This is a genomic window from Streptomyces sp. NPDC002206 (assembly GCF_053593595.1).
Genome location: NZ_JBSFCW010000016.1, coordinates 1 through 25,764, shown reverse-complemented (window position 1 = coordinate 25,764; position 25,764 = coordinate 1). Strand labels below are relative to the sequence as shown.

General features: G+C 68.9%; 24 protein-coding genes, 1 pseudogene and 1 riboswitch. Of the genes and pseudogenes, 8 read left to right on the top strand and 17 right to left on the bottom strand.

Annotated elements, in window-relative coordinates; genetic code table 11:
• Window positions 1-67: 67 nt before the first annotated feature.
• From ACWCP8_RS25680 to ACWCP8_RS25670, 3 genes are all read right to left on the bottom strand, one after another.
• Entirely contained in the window at window positions 68-1,024 is a 957-nt protein-coding gene (locus tag ACWCP8_RS25680) for a DMT family transporter (protein WP_451118400.1), read from the bottom strand.
• Window positions 1,025-1,183: 159 nt separating this feature from the next.
• Entirely contained in the window at window positions 1,184-2,239 is a 1,056-nt protein-coding gene (locus ACWCP8_RS25675; RefSeq protein WP_352270994.1) for an EamA family transporter, read from the bottom strand.
• 81 nt (window positions 2,240-2,320) lie between these two features.
• Window positions 2,321-2,851: a Clp protease N-terminal domain-containing protein gene (locus tag ACWCP8_RS25670; RefSeq protein ID WP_352270993.1), complete on the bottom strand. Its 531-nt coding sequence runs from the start codon at window positions 2,849-2,851 to the stop codon at window positions 2,321-2,323.
• A gap of 245 nt (window positions 2,852-3,096) precedes the next feature.
• Between ACWCP8_RS25670 and ACWCP8_RS25665 the strand changes: the two genes are divergently transcribed.
• A complete protein-coding gene (locus ACWCP8_RS25665) occupies window positions 3,097-3,291 on the top strand; it encodes a hypothetical protein (protein WP_451118397.1) in 195 nt (64 codons plus the stop codon).
• A 78-nt stretch (window positions 3,292-3,369) separates the two neighbouring features.
• Window positions 3,370-3,801 carry a type II toxin-antitoxin system Rv0910 family toxin gene (locus ACWCP8_RS25660; protein WP_352270989.1) on the top strand — a complete coding sequence of 144 codons (432 nt, stop codon included), beginning with the start codon at window positions 3,370-3,372 and terminating at the stop codon, window positions 3,799-3,801.
• Window positions 3,802-3,868: 67 nt separating this feature from the next.
• On the opposite strand, the gene ACWCP8_RS25655 is transcribed toward ACWCP8_RS25660, so the two are convergent.
• Window positions 3,869-4,486, bottom strand: coding sequence for a PadR family transcriptional regulator (locus ACWCP8_RS25655; RefSeq protein ID WP_451118395.1), 618 nt, complete (start codon window positions 4,484-4,486; stop codon window positions 3,869-3,871).
• A 129-nt stretch (window positions 4,487-4,615) separates the two neighbouring features.
• On the opposite strand from ACWCP8_RS25655, the gene ACWCP8_RS25650 reads away from it, so the two are divergent.
• Together ACWCP8_RS25650 and ACWCP8_RS25645 are read left to right on the top strand one after the other, a co-directional pair.
• Window positions 4,616-5,437, top strand: coding sequence for a class I SAM-dependent methyltransferase (locus ACWCP8_RS25650; RefSeq protein ID WP_451118393.1), 822 nt, complete (start codon window positions 4,616-4,618; stop codon window positions 5,435-5,437).
• 86 nt (window positions 5,438-5,523) lie between these two features.
• Complete coding sequence (locus ACWCP8_RS25645; protein ID WP_352270985.1) at window positions 5,524-6,345, top strand: PhzF family phenazine biosynthesis protein; 822 nt, start codon at window positions 5,524-5,526, stop codon at window positions 6,343-6,345.
• A gap of 58 nt (window positions 6,346-6,403) precedes the next feature.
• Here ACWCP8_RS25645 and ACWCP8_RS25640 read toward each other — a convergent pair whose 3' ends face one another.
• On the bottom strand, window positions 6,404-7,183 hold the full coding sequence (locus tag ACWCP8_RS25640) for a CPBP family intramembrane glutamic endopeptidase (RefSeq protein ID WP_352270983.1): 780 nt from the start codon (window positions 7,181-7,183) through the stop codon (window positions 6,404-6,406).
• Window positions 7,184-7,383: 200 nt separating this feature from the next.
• On the opposite strand from ACWCP8_RS25640, the pseudogene ACWCP8_RS25635 reads away from it, so the two are divergent.
• Window positions 7,384-8,822: pseudogene (locus ACWCP8_RS25635) on the top strand (hypothetical protein).
• Between the two features lie 73 nt (window positions 8,823-8,895).
• On the opposite strand, the gene ACWCP8_RS25630 reads toward ACWCP8_RS25635, so the two are convergent.
• Window positions 8,896-10,404: a glutamate-cysteine ligase family protein gene (locus ACWCP8_RS25630; RefSeq protein ID WP_451118390.1), complete on the bottom strand. Its 1,509-nt coding sequence runs from the start codon at window positions 10,402-10,404 to the stop codon at window positions 8,896-8,898.
• 481 nt (window positions 10,405-10,885) lie between these two features.
• On the opposite strand from ACWCP8_RS25630, the gene ACWCP8_RS25625 reads away from it, so the two are divergent.
• Both ACWCP8_RS25625 and ACWCP8_RS25620 read left to right on the top strand, forming a co-directional pair.
• A complete protein-coding gene (locus ACWCP8_RS25625; protein ID WP_352270979.1) occupies window positions 10,886-11,479 on the top strand; it encodes a hypothetical protein in 594 nt (197 codons plus the stop codon).
• Window positions 11,480-11,799: 320 nt separating this feature from the next.
• Complete coding sequence (locus ACWCP8_RS25620) at window positions 11,800-12,006, top strand: DUF5999 family protein (RefSeq protein ID WP_326602416.1); 207 nt, start codon at window positions 11,800-11,802, stop codon at window positions 12,004-12,006.
• An 85-nt stretch (window positions 12,007-12,091) separates the two neighbouring features.
• Here ACWCP8_RS25620 and gcvP read toward each other — a convergent pair whose 3' ends face one another.
• Window positions 12,092-14,977 (bottom strand): aminomethyl-transferring glycine dehydrogenase, encoded by a 2,886-nt coding sequence (gene gcvP, locus ACWCP8_RS25615; protein WP_451118388.1) that lies wholly within the window; start codon window positions 14,975-14,977, stop codon window positions 12,092-12,094.
• Between the two features lie 194 nt (window positions 14,978-15,171).
• Window positions 15,172-15,269: riboswitch (glycine riboswitch) on the bottom strand.
• Between the two features lie 101 nt (window positions 15,270-15,370).
• Here gcvP and ACWCP8_RS25610 point away from each other — a divergent pair.
• Window positions 15,371-15,751, top strand: coding sequence for a PRC-barrel domain-containing protein (locus ACWCP8_RS25610; protein ID WP_352270975.1), 381 nt, complete (start codon window positions 15,371-15,373; stop codon window positions 15,749-15,751).
• Here the strand turns inward: ACWCP8_RS25610 and ACWCP8_RS25605 are convergent.
• The 10 genes from ACWCP8_RS25605 to ACWCP8_RS25560 all read right to left on the bottom strand — a co-directional run bounded on the left by ACWCP8_RS25605 (window position 15,676) and on the right by ACWCP8_RS25560 (window position 25,587).
• Complete coding sequence (locus ACWCP8_RS25605; RefSeq protein ID WP_352270974.1) at window positions 15,676-17,130, bottom strand: DNA polymerase IV; 1,455 nt, start codon at window positions 17,128-17,130, stop codon at window positions 15,676-15,678. The two genes, ACWCP8_RS25610 and ACWCP8_RS25605, sit on opposite strands and share 76 nt — an antisense overlap.
• 57 nt (window positions 17,131-17,187) lie before the next feature.
• A complete protein-coding gene (locus ACWCP8_RS25600; RefSeq protein WP_352270972.1) occupies window positions 17,188-17,805 on the bottom strand; it encodes a MerR family transcriptional regulator in 618 nt (205 codons plus the stop codon).
• A gap of 167 nt (window positions 17,806-17,972) precedes the next feature.
• Entirely contained in the window at window positions 17,973-18,446 is a 474-nt protein-coding gene (locus ACWCP8_RS25595; RefSeq protein ID WP_030921587.1) for a bifunctional nuclease family protein, read from the bottom strand.
• Window positions 18,447-18,499: 53 nt separating this feature from the next.
• A complete protein-coding gene (gene ftsR / locus ACWCP8_RS25590) occupies window positions 18,500-19,246 on the bottom strand; it encodes a transcriptional regulator FtsR (RefSeq protein WP_451118385.1) in 747 nt (248 codons plus the stop codon).
• Window positions 19,247-19,263: 17 nt separating this feature from the next.
• Window positions 19,264-20,037 carry an FHA domain-containing protein gene (locus ACWCP8_RS25585; RefSeq protein ID WP_352270969.1) on the bottom strand — a complete coding sequence of 258 codons (774 nt, stop codon included), beginning with the start codon at window positions 20,035-20,037 and terminating at the stop codon, window positions 19,264-19,266.
• Window positions 20,038-20,227: 190 nt separating this feature from the next.
• Window positions 20,228-21,016: a DUF881 domain-containing protein gene (locus ACWCP8_RS25580; protein WP_352270968.1), complete on the bottom strand. Its 789-nt coding sequence runs from the start codon at window positions 21,014-21,016 to the stop codon at window positions 20,228-20,230.
• 5 nt (window positions 21,017-21,021) lie between these two features.
• Window positions 21,022-21,354: a small basic family protein gene (locus tag ACWCP8_RS25575; protein WP_003970459.1), complete on the bottom strand. Its 333-nt coding sequence runs from the start codon at window positions 21,352-21,354 to the stop codon at window positions 21,022-21,024.
• A complete protein-coding gene (locus tag ACWCP8_RS25570) occupies window positions 21,351-22,271 on the bottom strand; it encodes a DUF881 domain-containing protein (protein WP_352270966.1) in 921 nt (306 codons plus the stop codon). The genes ACWCP8_RS25575 and ACWCP8_RS25570 overlap by 4 nt, the downstream gene beginning before the upstream one ends.
• A gap of 98 nt (window positions 22,272-22,369) precedes the next feature.
• Window positions 22,370-24,865 (bottom strand): mannose-1-phosphate guanyltransferase, encoded by a 2,496-nt coding sequence (locus tag ACWCP8_RS25565; protein ID WP_352270965.1) that lies wholly within the window; start codon window positions 24,863-24,865, stop codon window positions 22,370-22,372.
• 113 nt (window positions 24,866-24,978) lie between these two features.
• The gene (locus ACWCP8_RS25560; protein ID WP_030921569.1) at window positions 24,979-25,587 is read right to left on the bottom strand and encodes a CDP-alcohol phosphatidyltransferase family protein; all 609 of its coding nucleotides are present in this window, start codon (window positions 25,585-25,587) and stop codon (window positions 24,979-24,981) included.
• Between the last annotated feature and the right edge of the window lie 177 nt (window positions 25,588-25,764).

Sequence of the window (25,764 nt, the reverse complement as noted above, 5' to 3'; positions counted from 1 at the left end):
GGCCCCCTACGAGGGGGACCCGCACCCCCGGACGACCGGACGACGGTCCGCGGTCAAGCGGTCGGCGTCAGGCCGGAACGGCCGCCCGACGGCGGGCGTTCGACGCACTTCGCGTCTCGGCAACGGCGAGCCCCGCCACCGCCGTGAGCAGCAGCAGTGTGCCGACGACCGTCGCCGCGGTGAGCTGCTCACGGAGCACGGCAACGGCGATCACTGCGGCGCTCACCGGTTCGAGCAGCATGATCACGGACACGGTCGCGGCCCGCACCGCCGCCGCGCCCGCGAAGTAGAGCGCGTAGGCGAGCGCGGTCGGGACAGCTGCCACGTACACCAGCAGCCACACCACCTGGGCGGCGTCCGCGGTGTGCGGGACGAGCCCTTCGGCTGCCGCCGTCGGCAGCAGCCCGAGTGCCCCGATCCCGAACGCCCAGGCACTGGTGGCGAGCGCGTCGGAGCCACCGCCGTCGCGGCCGAGCCACCGGGTCAGCAGGGTGATGGCGGCGTAACCGGCAGCGGAGAGCAGCGCCAGCGAGACCCCGGCCGGCCGCACCGTACCGCCGTCACCGCCGAGCACCAGCACGGCGAGCCCGGCGAGCGCGCCCACCACTGCGGCGAGTCCGCCGCCGCCCAGCCGCTCCCCCATGGTCAGCCGCGCACCTACCGCGATGAGCACGGGCCCCGCGCCCAGCGTGACCACGGTCCCGACCGCGAGGCCGGTTGCCTCCACGGCCGCGAAGTACGCGCTCTGGAACACGGTGAGGCCGACACCGGTCCCGAGGATGCGCAGCAGCCGGCGTCGCCGTGACTCGGCGGGGGCGGGGGTACGCCGGGGCCGCAGGACGAGCGCGGCAAGGAGCAGCACCAGGCCGCCCACGCAGCGCCAGAACGAGAGGGCGAGAGGGCCGAGATCGCTGACCCGGAAGATCAGCGAAGCGGCAGCCCCCGCGGTACCCCAGGCCACTCCGGCAACGATCAGATAGAACAGGCTCCGCCCGACGGGCAGGTCGGCAGCAGGATTCGACACGTGACTTCTCCACAAAAAAGACAGGACGATGATCGCTCGGCTCCGCACGCGGGCAGCGACGATCCGCTCGGGGACTGCCCGAGCCCGGTCTTCGTCAGGAGTGGCCGCCCGCGCTAGGCGACAGGCGGCGGAAGTACGGTCGAGTGCATGATCGGCACATTACGTGGCGGCACGCTCGGCGGACAACTCCTCCTCGGCCGTCGCCGCACGGCCCCCACCCCGCGCCACACCGCGGTCCTCATACTCCCCCTGGCCCCGCGCCTCACCCGGCCCCGAAGCGACGGGCCCGGAAGGCGCCTTCGGCGTCGACGACTGGGCGATGAACGCACCTATCAACACCAAGGAACCGCCGATGAGCTGGGGCGCGGAAAGATGTTCGCCGAGCAGGACCCAGGCGAGCACGGTCGCGATGACCGCCTCGAGACAGGCGACGACACCGGCCACCGCCGGGGAGAGCAGCCGCACCGAGATCACACCGGTGACGTAGGCGATCACGGTGGCGAGCAGCACGATCCAGACGAGCAGCAGCCACGCGGGCACATCCGTCCCGTTCATGGCCGCGCTGCCGCCGAGCAGGGACCAATCCATGCCCCAGGGCCGTGCGATCACGGTGAGGACGACCGCGCCGATCAGCAGTCCGTAGGCGATGACGCCCACCGGATGCGGAGGCTCCGCGCCCGCCGCACTGTCCTGACTCCCCTGGTCGGAGAGGACGAAGTAGCCGACCTGACAGCACGCGGCGCCGAGGGCCAGCAGCAGCCCGACGGCGTCGAAGCTCAGCCCGGACCACACCTCGACCACACAGGCGAGGCCCCCGACCGCGAGGACGACGCCGACCGCGGCGGCCCGGGTGACCGGACGGCGCTGGACGAACCGGACCCAGCCGAGGACGAGCGCGGGCGCCAGGTACTCGACGAGCAGCGCCACGCCGACGGGGATACGGGAGATCGCGGCGAAGTAGCAGGCCTGGACACCCGCGACGGCGAGCAGTCCGAAGCCCAGCAGCAGCACCGGCCGACTGCGTACGAGATCTCGGTGGCGCCAGGCCACGGGCAGCATGACGAGAGCGGCGCCGGCCACCCGTAGCCACACCACATGGAGCGGGTCGAGCCCCGCCTCGATCAGCGGCTTGGCCGCTACCCCGGAACCACCGAATGCGAACGCCGAGGCCAGGGCTAGTCCCAGGCCGGCGCTCCTCTCCTGAGACGCGTGCATCGGGACATCATGACAGCTGGCGTCAGGACCGTCACCATGGTCACCACTGTCATGCGCGTCATACGGATCACGGCCCCGACGTCAGCTCTGCCGGGAGGCCTTCGCGATCCGGCCCGCGAGCAGCGCCGCGTCGACACCGGCGCGTTCCAGCACCTCGACGGCCCGGCACTCCTGGTCCGCCGCCAGCGCGGCGAGCAGATCAAGACCACCGGCCCGTGGGTCACCGCGCCGTTCCGCCCGCGCGCACGCACCTTCCATCGCGGAGACGGCCGACGGCGACCAGCCGACCACCCCCGTCTCCGGCACCATGGGCAGCGCACCGGAGTCCTCCACGGCGCCCTGCCAGCGGAGCCCGTAACCGATGGAGCGCTGCACGAGGTAGCCGAGCACCTTGGCGAGCTGCGGCCCACCGTCGAAGGCCGAACGGACCTCCGGGTCCGCCTCGATGAGGGAGTGCAGCAGATGGGCCGTGTCGATCTCCCGGTCGCCGTCACGCAGTGCGCGCCTGCGCGCGCCTGTCACCACCGAGGCCAGCTCCACAGCGAGGATGGCGTCGAGCTCAGCACGGTTCGATGCGGGCTGCTGAGGGATCCGCGGCGTCCGGTTTTGCACACCTCTCACCCCATCAGTCCAGTGGTGCGCGAGCATCCCCGGAGGGGCCCATTTTCGTATCCCACCGAAGTTGGGCACATCAGAGCGGTTCCTCCTCCTTACGGATGAGATCGCGCCATTGATGGATGCGATCCCGGGAGGCGGCGCGCGCCGCCTTGCCTTGCACTCCCGGAGCAACCGAGGGCCACCCCTTACACGTCCCTCACGCGACACAACTTCTGCGACGGCCGGATGGGAGTTCCGGAGTGTCATGGATGGTCGCCCTGCCGGCGATCGACGGCCGGGAGTACGTCTACCGGGTCCACGCGCCCGGCAACGCCCTGCCCGCCGACCCGTTCTGGGCGGCGTTCCACTGCCAGGACGACGGCCCGCACCCGCGCGTGTTCGACCGCTTCGACGCGACGCTGATCCGGCGGGCAGGCCGGGCCCAACATATCTGACGGTTCATCAGCATTGAATGTTCTCGCCACTGCGGCTACGTTCCGCGACACCGTAACCCGACGAGAAGGGGTGGTCGCATGGCCGAAGTCAGTGCCGAAGCGCGTATCGAAGCGCCGGCCGAGAAGATCTGGGCCCAGCTGACGGACTTCACCGCGTACGGCCAGTGGAATGCCACCCACACCAGCTTCCCCAAGGGCGGCCCGGCCGCGCTCGAACTCGCGGCCACCTACGAGGAGAACATGAAGCTCATGGGCTTCCCCGCCGAAGTGACCTGGACGGTGGCGGAGCTGCAGACCGCACGGCTGCTGACCACCAAGGGCAAGGGCCCCATGGGCGTCAATCTGGCCATGCGCTACTCGCTGACACCCGACGGCGATGCCACCACGGTCCGCATCGACGGAGAGTTCACCGGCGCCGCGGTCTCCCTCATGGCAGGCAAGCTCAAGGACTCGGCGACCGCCGCGCTCGCCGAGTCGCTCCGCAAGCTGAGCGGGCTCGTCGCCGCCTGACCGCCACCGGACGGACGAAGGAGCCCTGCGGCCGAGCCGCGGGGCCCCTCGCACCGCACCCGTCGGGTCAGTCCTCGTCGGCAAGGATGAGATAGAGCTTCTTACGGGCGTCGTTTATCACCGACAGCGCCTTCTGGCGCTGGTCGGCCGAGCCGGTCTTCCAGACCTGGCCGAACGCCTCCATCAGACCGAAGCCGGCCTGCCGGATCTCGTTCACGCTCTCCCAGTCGACCCCGCGCCCGGCCTCCTCCCAGGGCGCCTCGGGCCCGGACTCCGCCTCGGTGCGGCCGCTGTCGGTGAGCGTGAACAGCTTCTTGCCGCCCTCGCTCGCACTGACGATCAGGCCCTCGTCCTCCAGCAGCTGAAGGGTCGGGTAGACCGAGCCGGGGCTGGGACGCCAGGCCCCGCCGCTGCGCTCGCCGATCTCCTGGATCATCTCGTAACCGTGCATCGGCCGGTCCTTCAGCAGCGCCAGGATCGAAGCGCGGACGTCGCCGCGCCGCGCCCTTCCCCGGCCGCCCCCACGACCGCGGCCCCCGCCGAAGGGGCCGCCGCCGAACGGACCGCCACCGAAGGGCGGACCGAACTGCCCGAAGGCGCGGCGCCCCTCGAAGTCGCCCCGACCTTGATGACCGGGCCCGCAGTGTCCATGTCCGTGCCCATGCTCGTGTCCATGTGAACGCATCGCTACGCTCCTTCCATCGTTGATCTGTCGCGATGCGTCAACGATATATCGGAACCGGTCGTACGGCAATCGCTTCGGAAGGGCCTTGCATACTTGCCCCGAGACGGCACAGGACGAAGGCGATGCGACATGACTGCACCCGGCCCGGAGCACGGGCACGGCCCGGACCACGGCTACCTGCTCGACAACCGGCAGTCCGAGGCAGGCATCCGCTTCGGCGCCCTCGCCGAACTCTTCGACCCGGTGACCTTCCGGCATGTCGACCGGCTCGGGATCACCGCAGGCATGCGGTGCTGGGAGGTCGGAGCCGGTGGCTCCTCCGTTCCCGCAGGGCTATCCGCGCGAGTCGGTCCGACCGGCGCGGTGGTCGCGACGGACATCGATGTGTCGTGGGCGCAGGGCGCCGCTGACGAAGTCGTCGAGGTGCTGCACCACGATGTCGCCGCCGATCCCCCGCCTCCCGGAGGCTTCGACCTGGTCCATGCCCGGCTGGTCCTGGTGCACGTCACCGACCGTGCCGAGGCGCTGCGCCGCATGATTCGGGCGCTGCGTCCCGGTGGTGTACTCCTTCTGGAGGACGCCGACCCCGGGTTGCAACCGCTGCTGTGCCCCGACGAGTCGGGCCCCGAACAGCGCCTCGCCAATCGTCTCCGGTCGGGCTTCCGTGAACTCATGGCGGCCCGCGGTGCAGACCTCACCTACGGCCGGACCTTGCCCCGGCTGCTGCGCGAGGCGGGTATGGCCGATGTGCAGGCCGACGCGTACTTCCCGATCACCTCACCGGCGTGCACCGTCCTTGAGGCCGCCACCGTGCGCCAGATCCGCGACCGGCTCGTGACGTCCGGTCTCGCCACCGACGAGGAGATCGACCGGCATCTGAAGAACGTCGCCACCGGACGCCTCGATCTGGCCACCGCTCCGCTCGTCTCCGCGTGGGGACGCCGGCCGTAACGCCCCGGGGTGGCTCCCGGCATCCCGAGCCGCTGACCTGGAATTGGCCTTGGTCCGCCGCCATCCAGGACCTCTACGGTCATCCCATGAGGATCCGAATCGTCGACGCGTTCACCGACCGCCCCTTCACCGGCAACCCCGCAGCCGTCCTGCTCCTGGACTCCGACGCCTTCCCCGAAGCCGACCGGCTCCAGGAAGTCGCCCTGGAGATGAACCTCTCCGAGACCGCCTTCGCGCACCCTCTGCCTCCGGGCGGAGAGGCGGACTGGGCGCTGCGCTGGTTCACCCCTGCCACCGAGGTGGACATGTGCGGGCACGCCACCCTCGCCACAGCCCACGTCCTGCACACGACCGGAACGGCCGGCGGAACTGTGCGCTTCGCCGCCCGCTGCGGCATCCTCACCGCCACCGCCCACCCGGACGGTTCACTCACACTCGACTTCCCCACCGCCCCGCTCACCCCGGCCTCCGCCCCGGCCGGACTGGCCGTCGCCCTGGGCGCGGAACCGCTGACCGTCCATGACACCGGCGCCCACATCGGCGACCTGCTCGTCGAACTGGCCGACGAGGAGTCCGTGCGCGGACTGACCCCGGACTTCGCCGGGCTGGCCTCCTGCTCACGGCGCGGCATCATCGCCACGGCCGCCGCCGAGGACCCGTCCCGTGGCTACGACTACGTCTCCCGCGGCTTCTTCCCCCGGGTCGGAATCGACGAGGACCCGGTCACCGGCAGCGCCCACACCGCCCTGGCCCCCTTCTGGTCGGCCCGGTTCGGCCGTGACGAGCTGACCGGCCTGCAGGCCTCCGCCCGTTCCGGCCTCGTCCGCACGTCGCTGCGCGGCGACCGCACACTGCTGACGGGCAGCGCGGTGACAGTCGTCGACGGAGAACTGCTGACCACCTTCTGACCGACGGGAGAGGGGCGTACGCGGTGATCCGTACGCCTCCTCCTTCTGCACCACCCGCTCACGGCGTCGGCAGCCACCCCACTTTCCCGGCCAGCAGCGCGTACCCGACGAACGCCCCGATGTCGAGCAGCGCATGCGCCACGACCAGCGGGCCCACGCGCCCCCATCGCCGGTACAGCAGCACGAAGACGACGCCCATCACCATGTTGCCGACGAACCCGCCGATCCCCTGGTACAGGTGATACGAGCCGCGCAGCACCGAACTCGCCACCAGGGCGGCCATCGGAGTCCACCCCAACTGCCCGAGTCTGCGCAGCAGATACCCGACGACGATCACTTCCTCCACCACGGAGTTCTGCAGCGCGGAGAGGATCAGGACCGGATACTTCCACCACACGCCGGGAAGCGACTCCGGAACCACCGTGAGGTTGAACCCGGCGGCCCGCGCCAGCAGATAGAAGGCGAGGCCTGCGCTGCCGATGGCCGCCGCGATCAACACGCCGCGCCCCAGGTCCGACCTGGGCCTGGTCCGGTCGAAGCCGATGACGCGCAGGCTCGCCCCCTCCCTGATCAGCAGATGCGCCACCAGCGCGACAGGGACCAGCGCTGTGGCGATAGCGAAGAGCTGCCAGGCGAGATCCAGCCAGGGGCGTCCCGGAGCGTACGAGCTGTTGAGCGTCGCGGCCTGCTCCTTCAAAGCCCCCGGTTTCGTCAGCGATCCGACAAAGCTGATCAGGGCAGACACCCCGCTGGCACCCAGCGACAGAGCCAGCACCAGCACCGTTTCGGACCGCAGGATCCGTCGCGACACATCCTCTTGAGAGAAAGAATCAGCCACGCGCTCCTCCTCCACCTGTACACCCGCCTTCAGTTGTGCATTCGCATCTCATCCCGCTCCCCGTCCCACCAGGGTCTCGAATGCAGGTACGAAGATCATGCTCGACTGGCCGGGGGGGTGACCACCACCGGTGATGGTGCGGTCCCACTTTTCCTTGTTCATCCTCAAGGAGGGGCACCACCGACATGGGACGCCACAGCTTGCCCGATGACTACGCGACGCGACCAAACGGGGGCAGCTCTCCGCCACGTCGCCGCCGCACCGTCGCCATCGCCACCATGCTCGTCCTCGCTGTGGCGGCAGATACGGCAGTTGCTGCGCACGGTGGCCTGCTGTCGTCCTCCAAGTCCTGCGAGGGGTCCGCGGTAGGGCTTTCCATGATGACCTCCCCCGACATCGCCCCCCGCCGTGCGTGCAGTCGCCGACAAGGCGCGCAAGGACCAGGTCAGGTCCGACGGGCGCTGCCTCCACGTCCAGGTCGTCGCCCGCGATTCGTACAAGGTCGCCGATGCGCTCTCCGCCGGCACCCGCACCACGGACTACCAGATCTGGCTGCCCGACTCCGATCTCTGCCTGGACCGTGCCAAGGGCACGGTCGAGGGCATCCCGATCACTCCCGGAGACTCCTTTCCGACGGTGACACCCAGGTGCTCGAAACGCCGGCGCAGGACGACTCGGGCGCCGAGGGCGGCAATCCGCAGCGCAACCAGGCGGTGCTGCTCTCCGAGCAGGGGGCGTTCGCCCACAACACCGGCTCGACCGGCGGCGGAAGTCTCGATCTCTTCTACCCGAAGGACGGCACCCCGCTGCTCAACTACCCGTACACACTGGTCAACGAGACGAAGCTGAGCACCGACGGGAGCCTGGCCGCGCCGCGGTTCATGACACCGCTCAGCGAGGACGACCGCGCAGCACACCCTGGAGAAGCACGGCTTCAGGGCGACCGACGGGACGACCGGGCAGGCGCTGGTCACATCGGCCGGCGGCAAGGCACCCCAGCCGTACACCACTTCATCCGCCACTCCCCCGGCCACCGAGGCCGTCCAGGAGACGCTCGGCATGTGGACGATCACGGTGCAGAGCGCACGGCTGACCGCGGTTGTCGGCCCTCGGCCGGTTCACCCCGAACGACGAGATCGGTCTGTGGGAGTTCGCCACCACGCTCGAAGGCGCCCAGGACTACCGCAAGCTGGTGCCGACCGCCCGGCTCGGCGACCCCGTGAAGGGCGGCGGCACCGACCGCGAGAAGCATGCCGCGGCCTTCTCCGCACTCCAGCCGCTACCGAATGGCGCCACCGGTCTGTACGACACCACGCCGGCCGCCTGCAAGGCGGCGCAGTCGGCCCATGTGAAGGGCAAGTTCAACGCCGTCGTGATCCTCGCCCACGGCTCGAACCAGGATGACCGCTCCATCTCCCGCAGCGCCCTGATCGCGGAGCTCAAGGGGCTCGCCGACCCGGAGCGCACGGTACCGCTCCTCGCCATCGCGGTCGGCCCCGGGGCCGACCGCGATGAGGTGGACGAGATGGCCAGGGTGACGGGCGGCGACTACCAGGTCACCGACCCGGCCGAGATCCAGACCATGATTCTGCAGGCCGTGATGACAGCCGGACAGAACGGCCGCGCCGCCCAGGAATAGCCGGCGCGCGGCCGGGAACGGCATCGAACAGCGCGCACGGGGCTCACCGGGTGGAGAGGCGAGCCACGCCGGGCTAAGGGCTGTCCGGGAAGCCGACCGGCCAGGTGTGCACCGGCTCGCCACTGTGCATCAGCTCGGCATACCGGCGCGTCGTCGCCCCGAGCGCCGCGTCCCGTGCCAGCCCGGCGTCCAGCCCCCGGTGGTACGTGTCCGCCTGCCAGGAAGCCCCGTTCACCCGCCGCTTGCAGCGCTCCTCGATGACCCCGAGGTAGTGGTCGCGGTCCACGGGCTCGATGTTCCAGGCATCGAGCCCCGCCGCGGCGAGCGGCAGCAGTTCGTCCCGTACGAGCTCGACGGCCGGCACCCGAGTCAGCCCGCCCGACCGGCCCGGCCGGGGCCAGATCAGCTCGGCGTCGATGCCCCGGCGGCAGGCGGTGTCGAAGTTCTCGGCCGCGGCGGCGAACGGCAGCCTGGTCCACACCGGGCGGGACTCCTCGGCGAGCGCCCGCACCAGGCCGTAGTAGAGCGCGGCGTTGGCCATCACATCGGTCACGGTGGGCCCGGCGGGCAGGACGCGGTTCTCGACGCGGAGATGGGGTACGCCGTCGGCCAGTCCGTACACCGGCCGGTTCCAGCGGTAGACCGTACCGTTGTGCAGCACGAGTTCCTGGAGCGCCGGCACCCCTCCCTCGTCGAGGACCTGCAGCGGGTCCTCCTCGTCACAGATCGGCAGCAGCGGCGGGAAGTAGCGCAGATTCTCCTCGAAGAGCTCGTACGCGGAACTGATCCACCGCTCGCCGAACCAGGTCCGCGGGCGCACTCCCTGGTTCTGCAGTTCGGGCGGCCTGGTGTCGGTGGCCTGTTGGAAGAGCGGCGGGCGGGACTCCCGCCACAGCTCCCTGCCGAACAGGAAGGGCGAGTTGGCGCCCAGGGCGATCTGAACGGCGGCGACGGCCTGCGCCGCGTTCCACACGTCCGCGAACCGTGCCGGGGTCACCTGCAGATGCAGCTGGACCGAGGTACAGGCCGCTTCGGGCGTAATCGAGGTGGAGGTACAGACCAATCGTTCGACGCCTTCGATATCGAGCGCGAAATCCTCGCCGCGTGCCGCCACCATTTGATCGTTCAGCAGCACGTAGCGGTCTCCGTCCGAGAGGTTCGCCGAGACCAGGTCCCGATGATCAAGAGTCGGCAGTATTCCGATCATCATGATGCCGGCGGCGACCTCTCCAGCCTTCCGGTGGGCATATCCGAGGCCGGTCCTGAGCTCCTCGGCCAGTTGATCGAATACGCGTCCGTCCAGGCGGTGCGGGACTATGTTTACTTCCAAATTGAACATCCCGAGTTCGGTCTGGAAATCACGGCTCGCGATCCGCTCCAGCACCTCCGCATTCATCATCCTCGGCAGGCCGTCCGCACCTGCCAGATTCAGCTCGATCTCCATGCCCATGAGGTTGCGCGGGCGGTCGAACCTCCGCTCCGCCAGGAGCCTCCCCAGCCCCTCCAGGCACAGGTGGAGCTTCCTCCGGTACCTCTGCCGATCGGACAGGTCAAAGGCGCCCGCCACGACCTTCTCCCCCATCGAAGCGTCCCTCCTCAAGTGGGCAGCCCGCGGCCCAGGCCGCTCGCGTCACGGTCGTAATGCCCAGGGCAGGTGATCGATAACGCCCCCACGGACAGCGCGGACCCACTAATCTGAGTGCGGCCGCCGGAGGCACATTCCGAGGGCATGAACCACTCCGCAGTTCCCACCGTGCGGCGGTGGTGAAATCGTGGACGTGTTTCGGCCGACCGCGGCCGGGAAAAAACACCAGGCAGCAGCTGCGCCACACACACCGAATCAGCAGGTTCTCCGCATAATAAAGTCCGGATACCGCCTTGCCGGCAATACCTGAGGCGGCTAGCGGAAACACCGTGTGAACACCTGTCGTATAAACTCCGCGGACGAGGCAGAGAGTTGACGCACCGGCCCAGTCACCGGCCCCCTCTGGCCCCGCACGCCGACAGCGCCGTCTGCCCCCGCCCACGCATCACCGTGTCTCCGAAGTGAGAGGCGACCCACTATGCCGCTGCACGTACCTCCGGCTCCCGCGCCCGCCCTGCGCAGCGTCCTCGCGGCACTCGGTTCACCCACCGCAGTCCGCGAGGCCCGCACCCCGGCTCTCCGGTCCGTCCAGGGACCGCTGAGCCCCGAACTCCCGCTCCCCGTCCATGTGCTGGACCGGATCGGCCCGAGCGGGCTCGCACCACGCACCAGCCTGGCCGCGTGGCGCTTCCTTATCCGCAGCTCGGAGCGCGCCGTCGCCGCGGCGGACACCATGCTCACCCCGGACGGGTGGACCTTCTCGCACTTCTTCGAGGGTCCGTACATCGCCTCGACCGAACTCGCCCTGCGCCAGGCTGAGACGCTGACACCGCGCTATCAGCCGCGCCTTCTCTCCATTCCCGAGCTCTACATGCTGACACTGTGGCTGCACGAGGACATCGAGGCCGACGCGTCCGACGGAGCCCTCGCCCCTACCGACCTTCTGGTACCGCTGGCTCCCGCCCCACCGGGTATCGCGGCACACCGCCCGCACCGGGTCGCCGATCTACTCCCCGTGATGACGCTGCGTATCACCCCTGGCCCCGGTCCCCTGCTCGGTTCACCGGCCTGACCACAGCCCGCCTCCGGCCCGCAGTACTGTGCCCCGTCGCCGTTTCCGGTGGCGGGGCACACTACTGCTCGGACGCACCCGGAGGCCATCCGGACTAGTCTGGTCCGGCCACCCCGAACCACCCGAAGGGACAGTGCAGTTGTGTTGAACCGTCCGGCCGGGTGATGCGTCATGGGAGTAGGAGAAGTGCTGCCGCGAAATCCCTGCGGATTGACGCCCGTGGGGCAACACTGGGACCGGACCGATTGATACGGGGGGCGGCCATGAACACCTCATCAAGCCGCAGGACACTCACCACAACGCAGCGAAAGAACCCACCCATGTGCCAGCACCAGCCACCCTGCCCGACCGCCGACTCAGCCGACCGGGAGGCTGCCCGTCTGATGGCTCACCACCCGGAACAGGGCTGGAGCCTGCTGTGCAACGGCGTCCTGCTCTTCGAGGACACCGGTGAGCTGCTCCCGGACGGGCAGATCATCGCCCCGCACCGGCCGCTGGAAACCGGCCAGGTGATGAAGGCCGCCTGACCGCGGCCCGTACGAACGGGGGCCGGCCCGGAGAAGATCTCCGCACCGGCCCCGACGCATGTCCGCGTCACACCCGACGGGTGGGTCAGTTGTCGTACTCGTCCAGCGGCGGGCAGGAGCAGACGAGGTTACGGTCACCGAACGCGCCGTCGATCCGGCGCACCGGCGGCCAGTACTTGTCGGCGGCCGAGACCCCGGCCGGGAAGACGGCCTCCTCGCGGCTGTAGCCGTGCTTCCACTCCCCGCCGAGCATGGCGGCCGTGTGCGGGGCGTTGGTGAGCGGGTTGTCGTCCGCGCTCCACTCGCCGGAGGCGACCTTCTCGACCTCGTGGCGAATGGCGATCATCGTGTCGCAGAACCGGTCGAGCTCGGCGAGGTCCTCGCTCTCGGTCGGCTCGATCATCAGCGTCCCGGCCACCGGGAAGGACATGGTCGGCGCGTGGAATCCGTAGTCGACCAGGCGCTTGGCGATGTCGTCGACGCTGACACCGGTCGCCTTGGAGATCGGCCGCAGATCCACGATGCACTCGTGCGCGACGAGTCCGGCCGGGCCGGTGTAAAGGATCGGGTAGTGCGGTTCCAGACGCTTGGCGATGTAGTTGGCGGCGAGTACGGCGACCTGCGTCGCACGCTTCAGGCCCTCGCCGCCCATCAGACGTACGTACGCCCACGAGATCGGCAGAATGCCGGCCGAACCCCACGGAGCGGCCGAGATCGGTCCGACACCGGTCTCGGGACCCGCGGCGGGCTGCAGCGGGTGGTTCGGCAGGTACGGCGCAAGGTGCGCGCGGACGCCGACCGGGCCGACACCCGGGCCGCCGCCGCCGTGCGGGATGCAGAAGGTCTTGTGCAGGTTGAGGTGCGAGACATCGCCGCCGAACCGGCCCGGCTTGGCAAGGCCGACGAGCGCGTTGAGGTTGGCCCCGTCGACGTACACCTGACCTCCCGCGTCGTGCACCTCGGCGCAGATGTCGGCGACGTGCTCCTCGAACACACCGTGCGTCGACGGGTACGTGATCATGAGTACGGCCAGCTCGTCACGGTACTGCTGGATCTTGGCGCGGAGGTCCTCGATGTCGACCTCGCCGTCGTCGGCAGTCCTCACCACGACGACCTTCATGCCCGCCATCACGGCGCTCGCGGCATTGGTGCCGTGCGCGGAGGACGGGATGAGGCAGACGGTCCGCTGATCGTCGCCGTTGGCCCGGTGGTATGCGCGCACGGCCAGCAGACCTGCGAACTCGCCCTGCGAGCCCGCGTTCGGCTGAATGGAGACCGCGTCGTATCCGGTGACCTCGGCGAGACGCTCCTCCAGCTCACGGATGAGCGTGAGGAAACCCTCCGCCTGCTCGGCCGGCGCGAACGGGTGGAGCGCACCGAACTCGGGCCAGGTGATCGACTCCATCTCGGCGGTCGCGTTCAGCTTCATGGTGCAGGAGCCGAGCGGAATCATGCCGCGGTCCAGCGCGTAGTCACGGTCGGCGAGCTTGCGCAGGTAGCGGAGCATCGCGGTCTCGGAACGGTGCTGGTGGAAGACCGGGTGGGTGAGGAAGTCGTTTGTGCGCAGCAGGGACTCGGGCAGCGCGTCGACGGCCACGCCGTCCAGCGCCTCGATGTCGCCGTCGGTGCCGAAGGCGGCCCACACGGCGGCGATCTGCGTACGGGTGGTGGTCTCGTCGCAGGCGAGGGAGACCAGGTCGGCGTCGACGAACCGCAGGTTGACGCCGCGCTCACGGGCGTCGGCGACGACCTCGGCGGCCCTGCCCGGGACGCGCACGGTGAGCGTGTCGAAGTAGGAGTCGGTCTCGACGTCGATGGAGGCAGCCCGCAGGCCCTCGGCCAGGATCGCGGCGTAGCGGTGCGTGCGCCGCGCGATCGTCCGCAGTCCGTCGGGGCCGTGGTAGACGGCGTACATCCCGGCCATGACGGCGAGCAGCACCTGAGCGGTACAGATGTTGCTGGTGGCCTTCTCGCGGCGGATGTGCTGCTCACGGGTCTGCAGGGCGAGGCGGTACGCCTTGTTGCCGTCCGCATCGACAGAGACACCGACGAGGCGGCCGGGCAGGCTGCGGGCGAACTTCTCGCGCACGGCCATGAAGCCCGCGTGCGGTCCGCCGAAGCCCATCGGCACACCGAAGCGCTGCGTGGTGCCGACGGCGATGTCCGCGCCGAGGTCACCGGGCGAGGTGAGGAGGGTCAGGGCCAGCAGATCGGCGGCGACGGTGACGATGGCGCCGAGCTCATGGGCCTGCTCGATGACGGGCTTGATGTCCCGGACGGCGCCGGAGGCTCCCGGGTACTGGAGCAGCACGCCGAAGACACCGCGCTCGGCGATGTCGGCGGGGATGCCCTCGCTGAGGTCGGCGACGACCACCTCGACACCGGTCGGCTCGGCGCGGGTCTCTATCACGGCGACGGTCTGCGGCAGGGTGTCTGCGTCGACCAGGAAGACGCCGTTCTTGACCTTGCCGACGCGCCGCGCGAGCGCCATGGCCTCGGCGGCCGCAGTGCCCTCGTCGAGCAGCGAGGCGCCGGAGGTGGGCAGCCCGGTCAGCTCGGCGACCATCGTCTGGAAGTTGAGGAGGGCCTCGAGTCGGCCCTGCGAGATCTCCGGCTGGTACGGCGTGTAGGCCGTGTACCAGGCGGGGTTCTCCATGACGTTGCGAAGGATCACCGGCGGGGTGAAGGTGCCGTAGTAGCCGAGCCCGATCATCGGGGCGAGGACCTGGTTGCGGTCGGCGAGGGAGCGCAGCTCGGCCAGGACCTCGGCCTCGGTGCGGGCCGTCGGCAGCTGCAGCGCCTCTGTGCTCTTGATGACATCGGGCACTGCGGCCGCGGTCAGGTCGTCGAGCGAGCCGTAACCGACCTGGGCGAGCATCTTCGCCTGCGCCTCGTCATCGGGTCCGATGTGGCGATGTTCGAAGGGGATGCCCTGCTCCAGCTGGGAGAGCGGGGTGCGACGGGGGGTCATGGTGGAGGCCTCCTGGTCTGTCACGACCTGCGAGGGGCACCGCGGCGCGGGTGCCCGGACGGCCTCCCCCTCTGTCATCTCAACCTGAGAGCTTCACCGGTCCGCCCTGCGGCGTACCGACTTTCACCGTCGGTGAGGAAGGGATCCGTTCCGGCGTCAGCCGCCACGAAACCCGCCCTGCTTTCCAGAGTGACCTCGTCCGTGCGGTACGGGGGCCTGAGAGATTCCGGGGAGGATTTGCTCCTTCGGCGCCTGCCGGATTTGCTCCGGAGGGCTCTCCCGCACGGGGTCAGCGGCCATAGCCAGCCTACCAGCGGGGTTCGTCTCAGAAGTCTCGAGTGGCCGAAGCCCCGGATCTGCACTTTCGTAGTGCCTGTGGAGTAGCCGCGACCAATGGGAGGGACCGTGCAGACCGACATCGATCCGCGCAGCCTGATCGGCCGCAAGGCGTTCGACCGCAAGGGCACCAAGATAGGCACCATCGACGAGGTGTATCTCGACGACGCGACCGGTGTCCCCGAGTGGGCCGCCGTGCGTACCGGACTGTTCAGCAGGGACGCCTTCGTCCCGCTGGAGCCCAGCGAATTCGTCGACGATTCGCTCCGAATCCCCTTCGACCGCGCGCTGATCAAGGACGCACCCGACTTCGGCGTGGGCCGCCATCTCTCGCCGGAACAGGAGCTTCAGCTCTACCGGCACTACGGTCTGGACTCGCCGCCCGAGGAGCCGGGACCGGACCGCTCCTTCGGCAGGCTGGCCGGCCAGGACGAATAGTCCACGGGGTCGCGCACCAGTGGCAGCGGGTCCGCGGGCCGCAGATTCGGATCGTCGATACGGAACGTGCGCACCCGGCCGGGCGGCGACTCGGGTTCCTCGAACCGCACCGTCACCCGGCCCACCCCGCTGCCCTGCACCCACCCATGGCCATAGGTGTCATGGCGTACGTCGTGCCCGGCGGGCCACCGCCGGGCCGCGAGCTGCTCGGGGGTCTCCTGCTCCGGTGCACCGGACACCGACTCGTCCCCGTGCTCACCAGGGACCAGGTCGTCTGCAGCCGGGTCGTCGAGCGCGGCACGCTCACCGGCCGCCTGCGCGAAGAGGTCTTCCTGGGTGTAGTCGGCGAGCCCCGTGACACCCACCCCGAGGAGCCGTACGCCTCCGGTGGTGTCCACGGCCTCCAGGAGCCGCGCAGCCGCCTCTCTGACCACCGCGGGGTCGTCCGTGGGCCCCCGCAGCGTCTCGGACCGCGTGAGCGTCGAGAAGTCGTACCTGCGGACCTTCAGCACCACGGTCCGTCCCGACCGCTCCGCGGCCCGCAGCCGCTGGACACACCGGTCGGCCAGCCGGTCGACCTCCGTCCTGACCCGGACCCGGTCGTGCAGGTCCATGTCGAAGGTGTCCTCGACCGAGACCGACTTCGCGTCGCGCTCCGCGACGACGGGGCGGTTGTCGTACCCGAGGGCCATGCGGTGCAGTGAGACGCCGTGAGCCTTGCCGAGCAGCCGTACGAGCTCCGCCTCACCCGCCTCGGCCAGGTCGTCGACCGTGGTCATCCCCGCGCGTCGCAGGTGGTCCCCGGTGGCCGGTCCGACGCCGGGCAGGATCCGCACGGACATGGGCGCGAGCAGCTCGCGCTCGGTGCCCGGCTCGATGAGCATCAGCCCGTTGGGCTTGGCCTCCTCCGAGGCGATCTTGGCCAGCATCTTCGAGCCCGCGAGGCCCACCGAGCCGGTGAGGCCGGTGACGGCTCTGATGGCGTCACGCAACTGTTCACCGACGGCCCGCGCCGAGGCCGAGTCGTCGGCCACCCCGCCGGCCTCCAGATCGACAAAGGCCTCGTCCAGACTGAGCGGCTCCACCAGGGGTGAGAGCCGCCCGAGCAGCTCCATCACCTGGTCGCTCACCGTCCGGTACAGCATGAAGCGTGGCACCAGGTAGGCGGCGTTGGGTGCCAGGCGCCGGGCCTGGGCCGTCGGCATCGCCGAGTGCACCCCGAACCGCCGGGCCTCGTACGACGCGGTGGCGACGACCCCGCGCGGCCCCAGCCCACCCACTACGACCGGCTTGCCGCGCAGGCTGGGCTTCGCCGCCTGCTCCGCAGAGGCGTAGAAGGCATCCATGTCGAGATGGAGGATGGTGGGCGCGGCTCTCACATCAATCGATGCTGCCCTACGGCACTGACAATCGCGGCACCCCGGATCGGCACGCGGTCAGACAGCGCGGTTGCGCCGCCGGGCAAGCTCGTCGGTGGGGTTGTTGCCGACCAACGTCTCACCCGTGTCCACCCGCTCGCCGTGCAACTGCGACAGGGCGGCGTCGACGTCGCGCCACACCACGCCGACGGCGATACCGAAGACCCCCTGGCCCCCCTGGAGCAGATCCACTACCTCGTCGGGCGAGGAGCACTCGTAGACCGTCGCACCGTCGCTCATGAGTGTCATCCGCTCCAGATCCTGGAACCCCCGGGCGCGCAGATGCTGGACCGTGGTGCGGATGTTCTGCAGTGCCACACCGGTGTCCAGGAAGCGCTTCACGATCTTCAGCAGGACGACGTCCCTGAAGCTGTAGAGGCGCTGTGTGCCCGATCCGTAGGCGGGACGCACGCTCGGCTCGACGAGCCCCGTGCGGGCCCAGTAGTCGAGCTGCCGATAGGTGATCCCTGCCGCCGCGCACGCCGTCGGCCCGCGATATCCGATGTCCTCGGCCGAAGCCGCGCCGTCCCCTGCCATCGCCGCCGGTTGAACCGGTTGCCTGATGGAGTGGCCGGCTGTACTTCCGTGCTGCAGATACGGCCCACCCGCTGCCGTACCGTCGCCGCTGTTTCTCACGCCGACCTCCATCCTTGACCTGCCATCTCGAAGGTAGGCAGTCACTCGGGGTGCGTCAACGATCGCCACACTCGGCACGCCGGGTGATAATCACCCTGAGGGTGGTTTCCCGTGTCTCATTCCCGGGAATGGCTTGCCGGATGCGCTGAGGCACCTCCGCAGGACGGTCACTGGCTGTTGGTACCGAAGTCCTCCGGTGAGATCTGGTCGAGGAACTCCCGGAACTTCTCGACCTCGTCCTCCTGCTCGTCCGGGATGGCGATACCCGCGTCGTCGAGCACCCCGTCACTGCCGTAGATCGGCGTGCCGGTGCGCAGCGCGAGCGCTATGGCGTCGGACGGACGCGCGCTCACCTCGACCCCGCCGGCGAAGACCAGCTCCGCGTAGAAGACCCCTTCCCGCAGGTCCGTGATACGGACCTCGGTGAGCTCCTGGCCGAGGGCCTCGAGCACATCCTTGAAGAGATCATGGGTCAGCGGCCTGGCCGGAGCCATGCCCTGCTGGGCGAAGGCGATCGCGGTCGCCTCACCAGGACCGATCCAAATGGGGAGGTACCGGTCGCCTCCCACTTCACGCAGGAGCACGATCGGTTGGTTGGAGGGCATTTCCACCCGGACACCCACAACGTCGAGCTCGTTCACACAGCAACCCTAGGACGTGCTCGGCAGGTTTGGGTAGTCGGGCTCCCCCGTGATCAGTGGAGCTGGATCCGCAGAGCGGTCTGCACGAAGGCCGAATGAAGCCGTACGGACAGCTCCGCGAGCTCCTTCGCCGTGGCCTCCGCATGCGCTCTGGTCTGCGGATTCCGGTGCCGGCGCAGGGGAGCGACCACCTGCTCGATCAGCCCGGCCTCACGCTCCGCAGCCCCTCGCATGGCCCGCAGATGACGCGGTTCGAGACCGAATCGACCCAGATCCGCCACAAGTTTGGCCACGGTCACCGTCTCGGCGTCGTAGCCGCCTTCCGCCGTCGGAGCGACAAGGCCGTACGACTCCCACTCCTCGAGCTCGCTCTCGCTCGCCTCGGCGGCGGCCAGCAGCTCCGCGCGCCCGATCCGCGCCGCGGTCGCCCGCCCGGACTCGGCGTCCCAGGAAGAACCGTCGGTCAGGTCCCGCTGCCCGCCCGCGGACGGCAGGGAGGCCTGTTCACCGCGGGCGAGGGCGTCCAGGTGCTCCCGGATGACCTTCAGCGGGAGATAGTGGTCCCGCTGCATCCGCAGCACCTGCGCCAGCCGCTCGACGTCGTCGGGCCGGAACTTCCGGTATCCGGAAGGCGTCCGCTGCGGCTCGACGAGCCCCTCGGCCTCCAGAAAGCGAATCTTGGAGATGGTGACTTCGGGAAATTCGTCCCGCAGCTGCAGGAGCACCGCGCCGATACTCATCGCACGGTCGTCGGCGGTGGCGGTGCCGTGACCGGCACCGCCCGTCGGTGTTCTCAGCATGGACCTTCCCTGACGGGTCAGATGCCCCGCTGGCTTGCGTAGAAGACCAGCCGGTACTTCCCGATCTGCACCTCGTCGCCGTTGGACAGCGCGACGGAATCGATGCGCTCACGATTGACGTACGTGCCATTGAGACTGCCGACGTCCTCGACCGTGAAGCTGCCGTCGGGGCTCCGGCGGAACTCCACATGACGGCGCGAGACCGTCACGTCGTCGAGGAAGATGTCGCTCTGCGGGTGGCGGCCGGCCGTGGTCAGCTCGCTGTCCAGCAGGAAGCGGCTGCCGGAGTTCGGACCACGGCGCACCACCAGGAGCGCCGAGCCGAGCGGCAGGGCGTCGACGGCGGCCTGTGCCTCGGGAGAGAGGGACGGCACGGACGTCTGGCCCGTAGCCTCCGCCTCGTACGCCTCGAGACCGGAGATGGAAATGGTCGAGGTCGTCTCCGAGGGGCGCTCGGACGGAGCACCACCCCTCAGCGGCGCACCACAGTTGGAGCAGAAACGACTGGCCTCGGCGTTGCGATGACCGCACCTCGTACAGACCGGCATGGACGCAGACCTTCCACCCGTACTTGAGGTCGATGGATCTCCGAAACCTATGCGGCCCGCACCGGCAGGGTCAACAGACGACGCGCCGGAACCACCCGAAATGTCACCGCCCGAACCCGTCACCTCGTCGCGGAAGAGCGGGCGCTCCGTGCCCTGCTCATCGGCCTGGCCGTGGCGCGGTGCGCGATGGCGGGCAGCTTCATCGCGTGCGCTCTTGCCGAACAACTTCCCAAACAACTTCACGGGCGATTCCCCTTGACCGAAATAGACCCGCCCGTGGGGCAGGACGAACCCTGAATGAACACACCTGCCGACCCGGACATCTTCACAACGTCCGTAGCCACTCGACAGTTTCCACCACGCGTCACCATTACGATGCGGCGACCCCCCGCAACCTCGTGCCTGTGTCCTTCGACCCCCGTACCCGCCGGCCTCACTGCGAGGACGACCGAGCGTAGTCAGGCCGCTTCGCCGGTCGCAAGGCATCCACGACGATGTCGTCAGCCTGTGCCACATGCACGGTGGCCTGCTCCTTCTCCAGCGTCTGCACGACGCCGCCGGGGATGTTCAGCGCCGGCTCCAGGTCCTGCGGCTTACCGATGACCTGGAAGACGTACGGCGCGGAGATGCGCCGGCCGTCGACCCTGATGTCACCGCCGTCACCGGAGAAGTACGTATTGGCAACCACCCTCACCCCGTTGACCTCGATCGCCTCAGCACCGGCCGCACGCAGCTCCTGGAGTGCGTCGAGCAGCATGTCCGGCTCCACCGCGCCGCCCGGGTCGTTGATCGTCAGCGTGATCCCGGGCCCGTGTGCCGCCACGGTGCCCGCGAGGATACCGAGTTGCCGCTCCTTTTCCACGGTCTGCTTACGCGCTTCCTCGGCCTGGTCCGAGCTGTTCTCGAGCTCCGTTCGCTGATCGCCCAGACGCTGCTTCTCGTCTTCAAGACGCTGCGTACGGTCGTCGAGTTCATCGAGAATGCGAACCAGGTCCTCCTGGCGCGCGCCGCGCAGTGCGCTGTTGTCGCTGTTCGACCGCACCTGGATCGCCAGCCCCAGGCCGAGGACGAACAGCAGCAGCGCCACGATGAGTTGAGCCCGGGTCACCCGGGGCGGCCACACGGCGGCGATCAGCCGCCGCCGCCCGGTGAGTTCCTCGGGGGCGCCGGCCGGCGGCTCGCCGGTGCGCTCGGTGTCTCTGGGAAATTCTTCGTCGCTCATCGGCTTCAGGCCCGGAAGACGTGCCGGCGGATCGCCGCGGCGTTGGAGAAGATCCGGATGCCGAGCACGACCACCACACCGGTGGAGAGCTGGGCCCCCACGCCCAGCTTGTCGCCCAGGAACACGATCAGGGCGGCCACGACGACGTTCGAGAGGAACGACACCACGAAGACCTTGTCGACGAAGATGCCGTCGAGCATGGCCCGCAGACCGCCGAAGACCGCGTCCAGCGCAGCCACGACAGCGATCGGAAGATAGGGCTCGACCACCGCCGGCACCTCGGGCCGGACCAACAGTCCGACCACGACTCCCACGACGAGGCCCAGTACGGCGATCACGATGTGCCCTTCCCTGTGTCTGCCGCACCACTGCCGGTGTCTGCGGCCTTCGGCTCTGCTGTTCGTACGATCAGGCTCGGAGCGGCCGGGAGGCGCACCTGCTCCTGGACGGAGATGCTGGTCCTGATGGAGAACGTGTCCTTCAGCGCCTGCAGATACTGGCCGTCGGCACTGTCTTGGAACGCGGTACTGAGCCGCTTCCCGTCCCCCACCGCAAGCACCGTGTACGGCGGCACGAGCGGTCTGTTGTCGACCAGTATGGCGTCGCCCGCGGCACGGATGGCCGACAGGGCTGTCAGCCGTTGCCCGTTGATGGCGATCGCTTCCGCCCCGGACTGCCACAGACCGTTGACGACGCGCTGCAGGTCCCGGTCGCGCACCCGCCCCGTATCGGCGAAACCGCTGGTCTCGCGCGGTCCGCCACCGCCCTGATCGGTGTCCTTCGCATCGTCGACGACGAGCTTCACACCGGGCCCCTGCACCGCGGTCGCCCCGGAGAGCAGCGCCACCAGCTCGCCCTGGTCCCCACCATGCTTTTCCAACGCTTTACGTTGACGCTCGCTCACGTCGCCACGCAACTTGTCCACCTGGGACTCGAGACCGTCGGCCGCCGATGTCTCGGCATCGATACGGTCGATGAGCTCCTCGCGCTCCTTGGCAAGCACGGGCGCCGAGACACGCGCCTCCGCGGCGCCGAGGGTGACCACCAGAGCAGCGAGCACAAGACCCGCCGCGAGGGCCAGCTTCGCCCTCAGCGTGCGGGGCATGCCCGCGGTCCCGTCGGCCTTGCGGCGCGCGGTGGCCTCGGCGTAACCGTCGTCCAGGCTGTGGTCCATCACATTGGTCAGCAGCGACATGGACGCGTCGGGGCGTGCGGAGGGTGAGGCCGTACTCCGATCGGGGGGCTGCTGCGACATGCCGCACATCGTCGCACGTCGCAGCAGCTGCCGCCGAATGGCCCCACCCATGCGTCGGGAGGCGCCGCACAGCACCTCCCGACGCACTCAGGAAAACGTCAGTGACCTGCGCTGTCCACGACCGTCGACCACTCGTCGAGCAGCGCCTGTGCCGATGCGTCGTCGGGGCCCTCCGCCCACAAATGGGTGACGGCCTCGGCCGGGTCCGGAAGCACCATCACCCAACGACCGTCCGCCTCGACGACCCGCACACCGTCGGTGGTGTCGACGTCCCGGTCGCCGGCGGCCTCCACCACACGACGCATGACCAGCCCCTTGACGGCCCACGGCGTGGCCAGATCGCGGCGCAGGACATGCGCACGGGGGATGCGGGCGTCGATCTGGCTGAGCGTGAGCTGCGTCCTCGCGACGAGCCCGATGAGCCGTACGAAAGCGGCCGAGCCGTCGAAGACGCTGCTGAATTCGGGAACGATGAAGCCACCGCGCCCGTCCCCACCGAAGATGGTGCCTTCCTGCCGCCCCACGCGCGTCAGATCGTCGGGCGACGTCGTCGTCCACTCCACCTGTGTGCCGTGGTACGCGGCCACCTGTTCGGCGACTCGCGTCGTCGTCACCGGCAGGGCCACGCGCCCGCTGCGCCGCTCGGCGGCCACCAGGTCGAGCATCACCAGCAGTGCCCGGTCGTCCTCCACGATCCGGCCGCGCTCGTCGACCAGGGAGAGCCGCTCGCCGACCGGGTCGAAACGCACGCCGAACGCGGCCCGCGCCGAGGAGACGATCTCCCCGAGCCGCACCAGCCCGGACCTCCGGGTGTCGGCGGACTCGGTGGGCCGTGATTCGTCGAGACCGGGGTTGATCGTCAGCGCGTCCACACCGAGCCGCCCGAGCAGACTGGGCAGCACGAGCCCGGCGCTGCCGTTGGACGCGTCCACGACAACCTTGAGCCCTGCGGAGGCGATCCCGGTGGTGTCCACATTGCGCAGCAGCGATCCGGTGTAGGAGTCGAAGACGCTGGACGGGAAGTGCAGATCTCCGATCTCTCCCGGGAAGGCCCGTCGGTACTCCTGACGTGCGTAGACCCGGTCCAGCTTGCGCTGGCGCGCCTGGGACAGATCCGCTCCCCGCTCGTCGAAGAACATGATGTCCACCGAGTCGGGCACTCCGGGCGAGGTCCGGATCATGATCCCACCGGCGCTGCCCCGGGCGGTCTGCTGACGCGCGACCGGCAGCGGTACGTTCTCCAGGTCCCGCACGTCGATGGCGCTGGCCTGCAGCGCCGAGATGACCGCTCGCTTCAGCGCACGGGCGCCTCGGGAGTGGTCGCGGGCGGTGGTGACGGTCGACCCCTTCTTGAGAGTGGTGGCGTACGCACCGGCCAGCCGCACAGCGAGCTCCGGTGTGATTTCCACGTTCAGGATTCCCGAGACACCGCGGGCGCCGAAGAGATGAGCCTGCCCGCGCGACTCCCAGATCACCGACGTATTGACAAAGGCGCCGGCCTCGATGGTCTTGAACGGGTAGACCCGGACATTGCCCTGAATGATCGATTCCTCACCGACCAGGCACTCGTCCCCGATGACCGCACCGTCCTCGATGCGGGCCGCCCGCATGATGTCGGTGTTCTTGCCGACCACACATCCGCGCAAATTGCAGTGCTGACCGATGTAGACATTGTCGTGAATCACTGCCCGATGCAGGAACGCACCCGTCTTGACGACGACGTTCGAACCGACGACCGTGTGCTCACGAAGCTCGGCCCCGGCCTCGATCTTCGCGTAGTCCCCGATGTACACGGGCCCCCGCAGCACCGCGTCGGGATGCACCTCGGCGCCTTCCGCGACCCATACACCGGGCGAGATCTCGAAGCCGTCGATCTCGACGTCGACCTTGCGCTCAAGGACATCGGCCTGGGCCTTCACATAGCTCTCGTGCGTGCCCACGTCCTCCCAGTAGCCCTCGGCGACATAGCCGTAGATCGGCTTGCCTTCCTTCATGAGCTGAGGGAAGACATCACCGGACCAGTCCACCGAGACATCGGCCTCGACGTAGTCGAAGACCTCGGGCTCCATCACATAGATGCCCGTGTTGACCGTGTCCGAGAAGACCTGACCCCAGGTGGGCTTCTCCAGGAAACGCTCGACCTGGCCCCCCTCGTCGACAATCGTGATTCCGAATTCCAGCGGATTCGGAACCCGGGTCAGACACACCGTGACGAGCCCGCCCTTTTCCTTGTGGAAGGCGATGAGATCGGTGAGGTCGAAGTCGGTGAGAGCATCACCGGAAATGACGAGGAAGGTGTCGTCCTTCAACGCCTCTTCGGCGTTCTTCACGCTCCCCGCGGTACCTAGAGGTTTCTCCTCGTTGGCATAAGTGAGCTCCATCCCGAGCTCTTCGCCGTCTCCGAAGTAGTTCTTGACGAGAGAGGCGAGAAACTGGACGGTCACGACGGTCTCATTGAGCCCATGCCGCTTGAGCAGCCGCAGCACATGCTCCATGATCGGCCGATTGGCAACAGGCAGGAGAGGCTTGGGCATGCTCGAGGTCATGGGGCGAAGGCGGGTGCCTTCACCACCAGCCATCACAACGGCCTTCATGTCGGAAACGTCCTCCTTGAAGAGACGACGGTCTAGCCGACTTCACCCGTCAGGGCAACATCTGAGACTTCACCGCGGACCGGCCACACTGCGCGGCACCGCATCAAACGAGCTCAATCGGCTACTACATCCGCCTTGACGAGCCGGCGGACCTGAACCACGTAGAGGATTCCTGCCCACCAATAGAGCGTTGTACCCCATCCTGCGAACGCCCATCCGAAAATGGCGGCCAGCGATCCAAGCCAACCACTTGCGTCACTGAGCAGCAACAAGGGGAAGGCGTACATCAGGTTGAACGTAGCCGCCTTCCCCAGGAAGTTCACCTGGGGCGGCGGATAGCCGTGGCGTCGGAGGATTCCCACCATGACGAGAAGCATCAACTCACGTGCCAGGAGCGCCGCGGTGAGCCAGAGCGGAAGGATCTCACGCCAAGTCAGTCCGACAAGGGTCGAAAGGATGTACAGCCGGTCGGCAGCCGGATCCAGGAGGCGCCCGAGGCTACTGATCTGGTTCCACCGGCGGGCGAGCTTGCCGTCGAGGTAATCACTGATCCCGCTGAACATCAATACCAGCAGCGCCCAGCCATCGCTCTTGGGGCCGCCGAACTCGGGGCGAAGAATCAGCCACAGGAAGAGCGGTACCCCGACAAGGCGAGCCATGCTGAGGATGTTAGGGATGGTGAGGACCCGGTCCGTCTGAACTCGAGTCTCCTGGACCTCCACCCGGGGGCCTCCTGTGAAAGAACGTGCCAATGATGCCCCCTGACCCTACCCGCAGCCACTGCCGGCAGATGCACGGGGGTAGCGGCCGGCCCGTAAACGCAGAAAAGCCCCGCACCAGAGGTGCGGGGCTTTCCCGGAATAATTGTTCGGCGGCGTCCTACTCTCCCACAGGGTCCC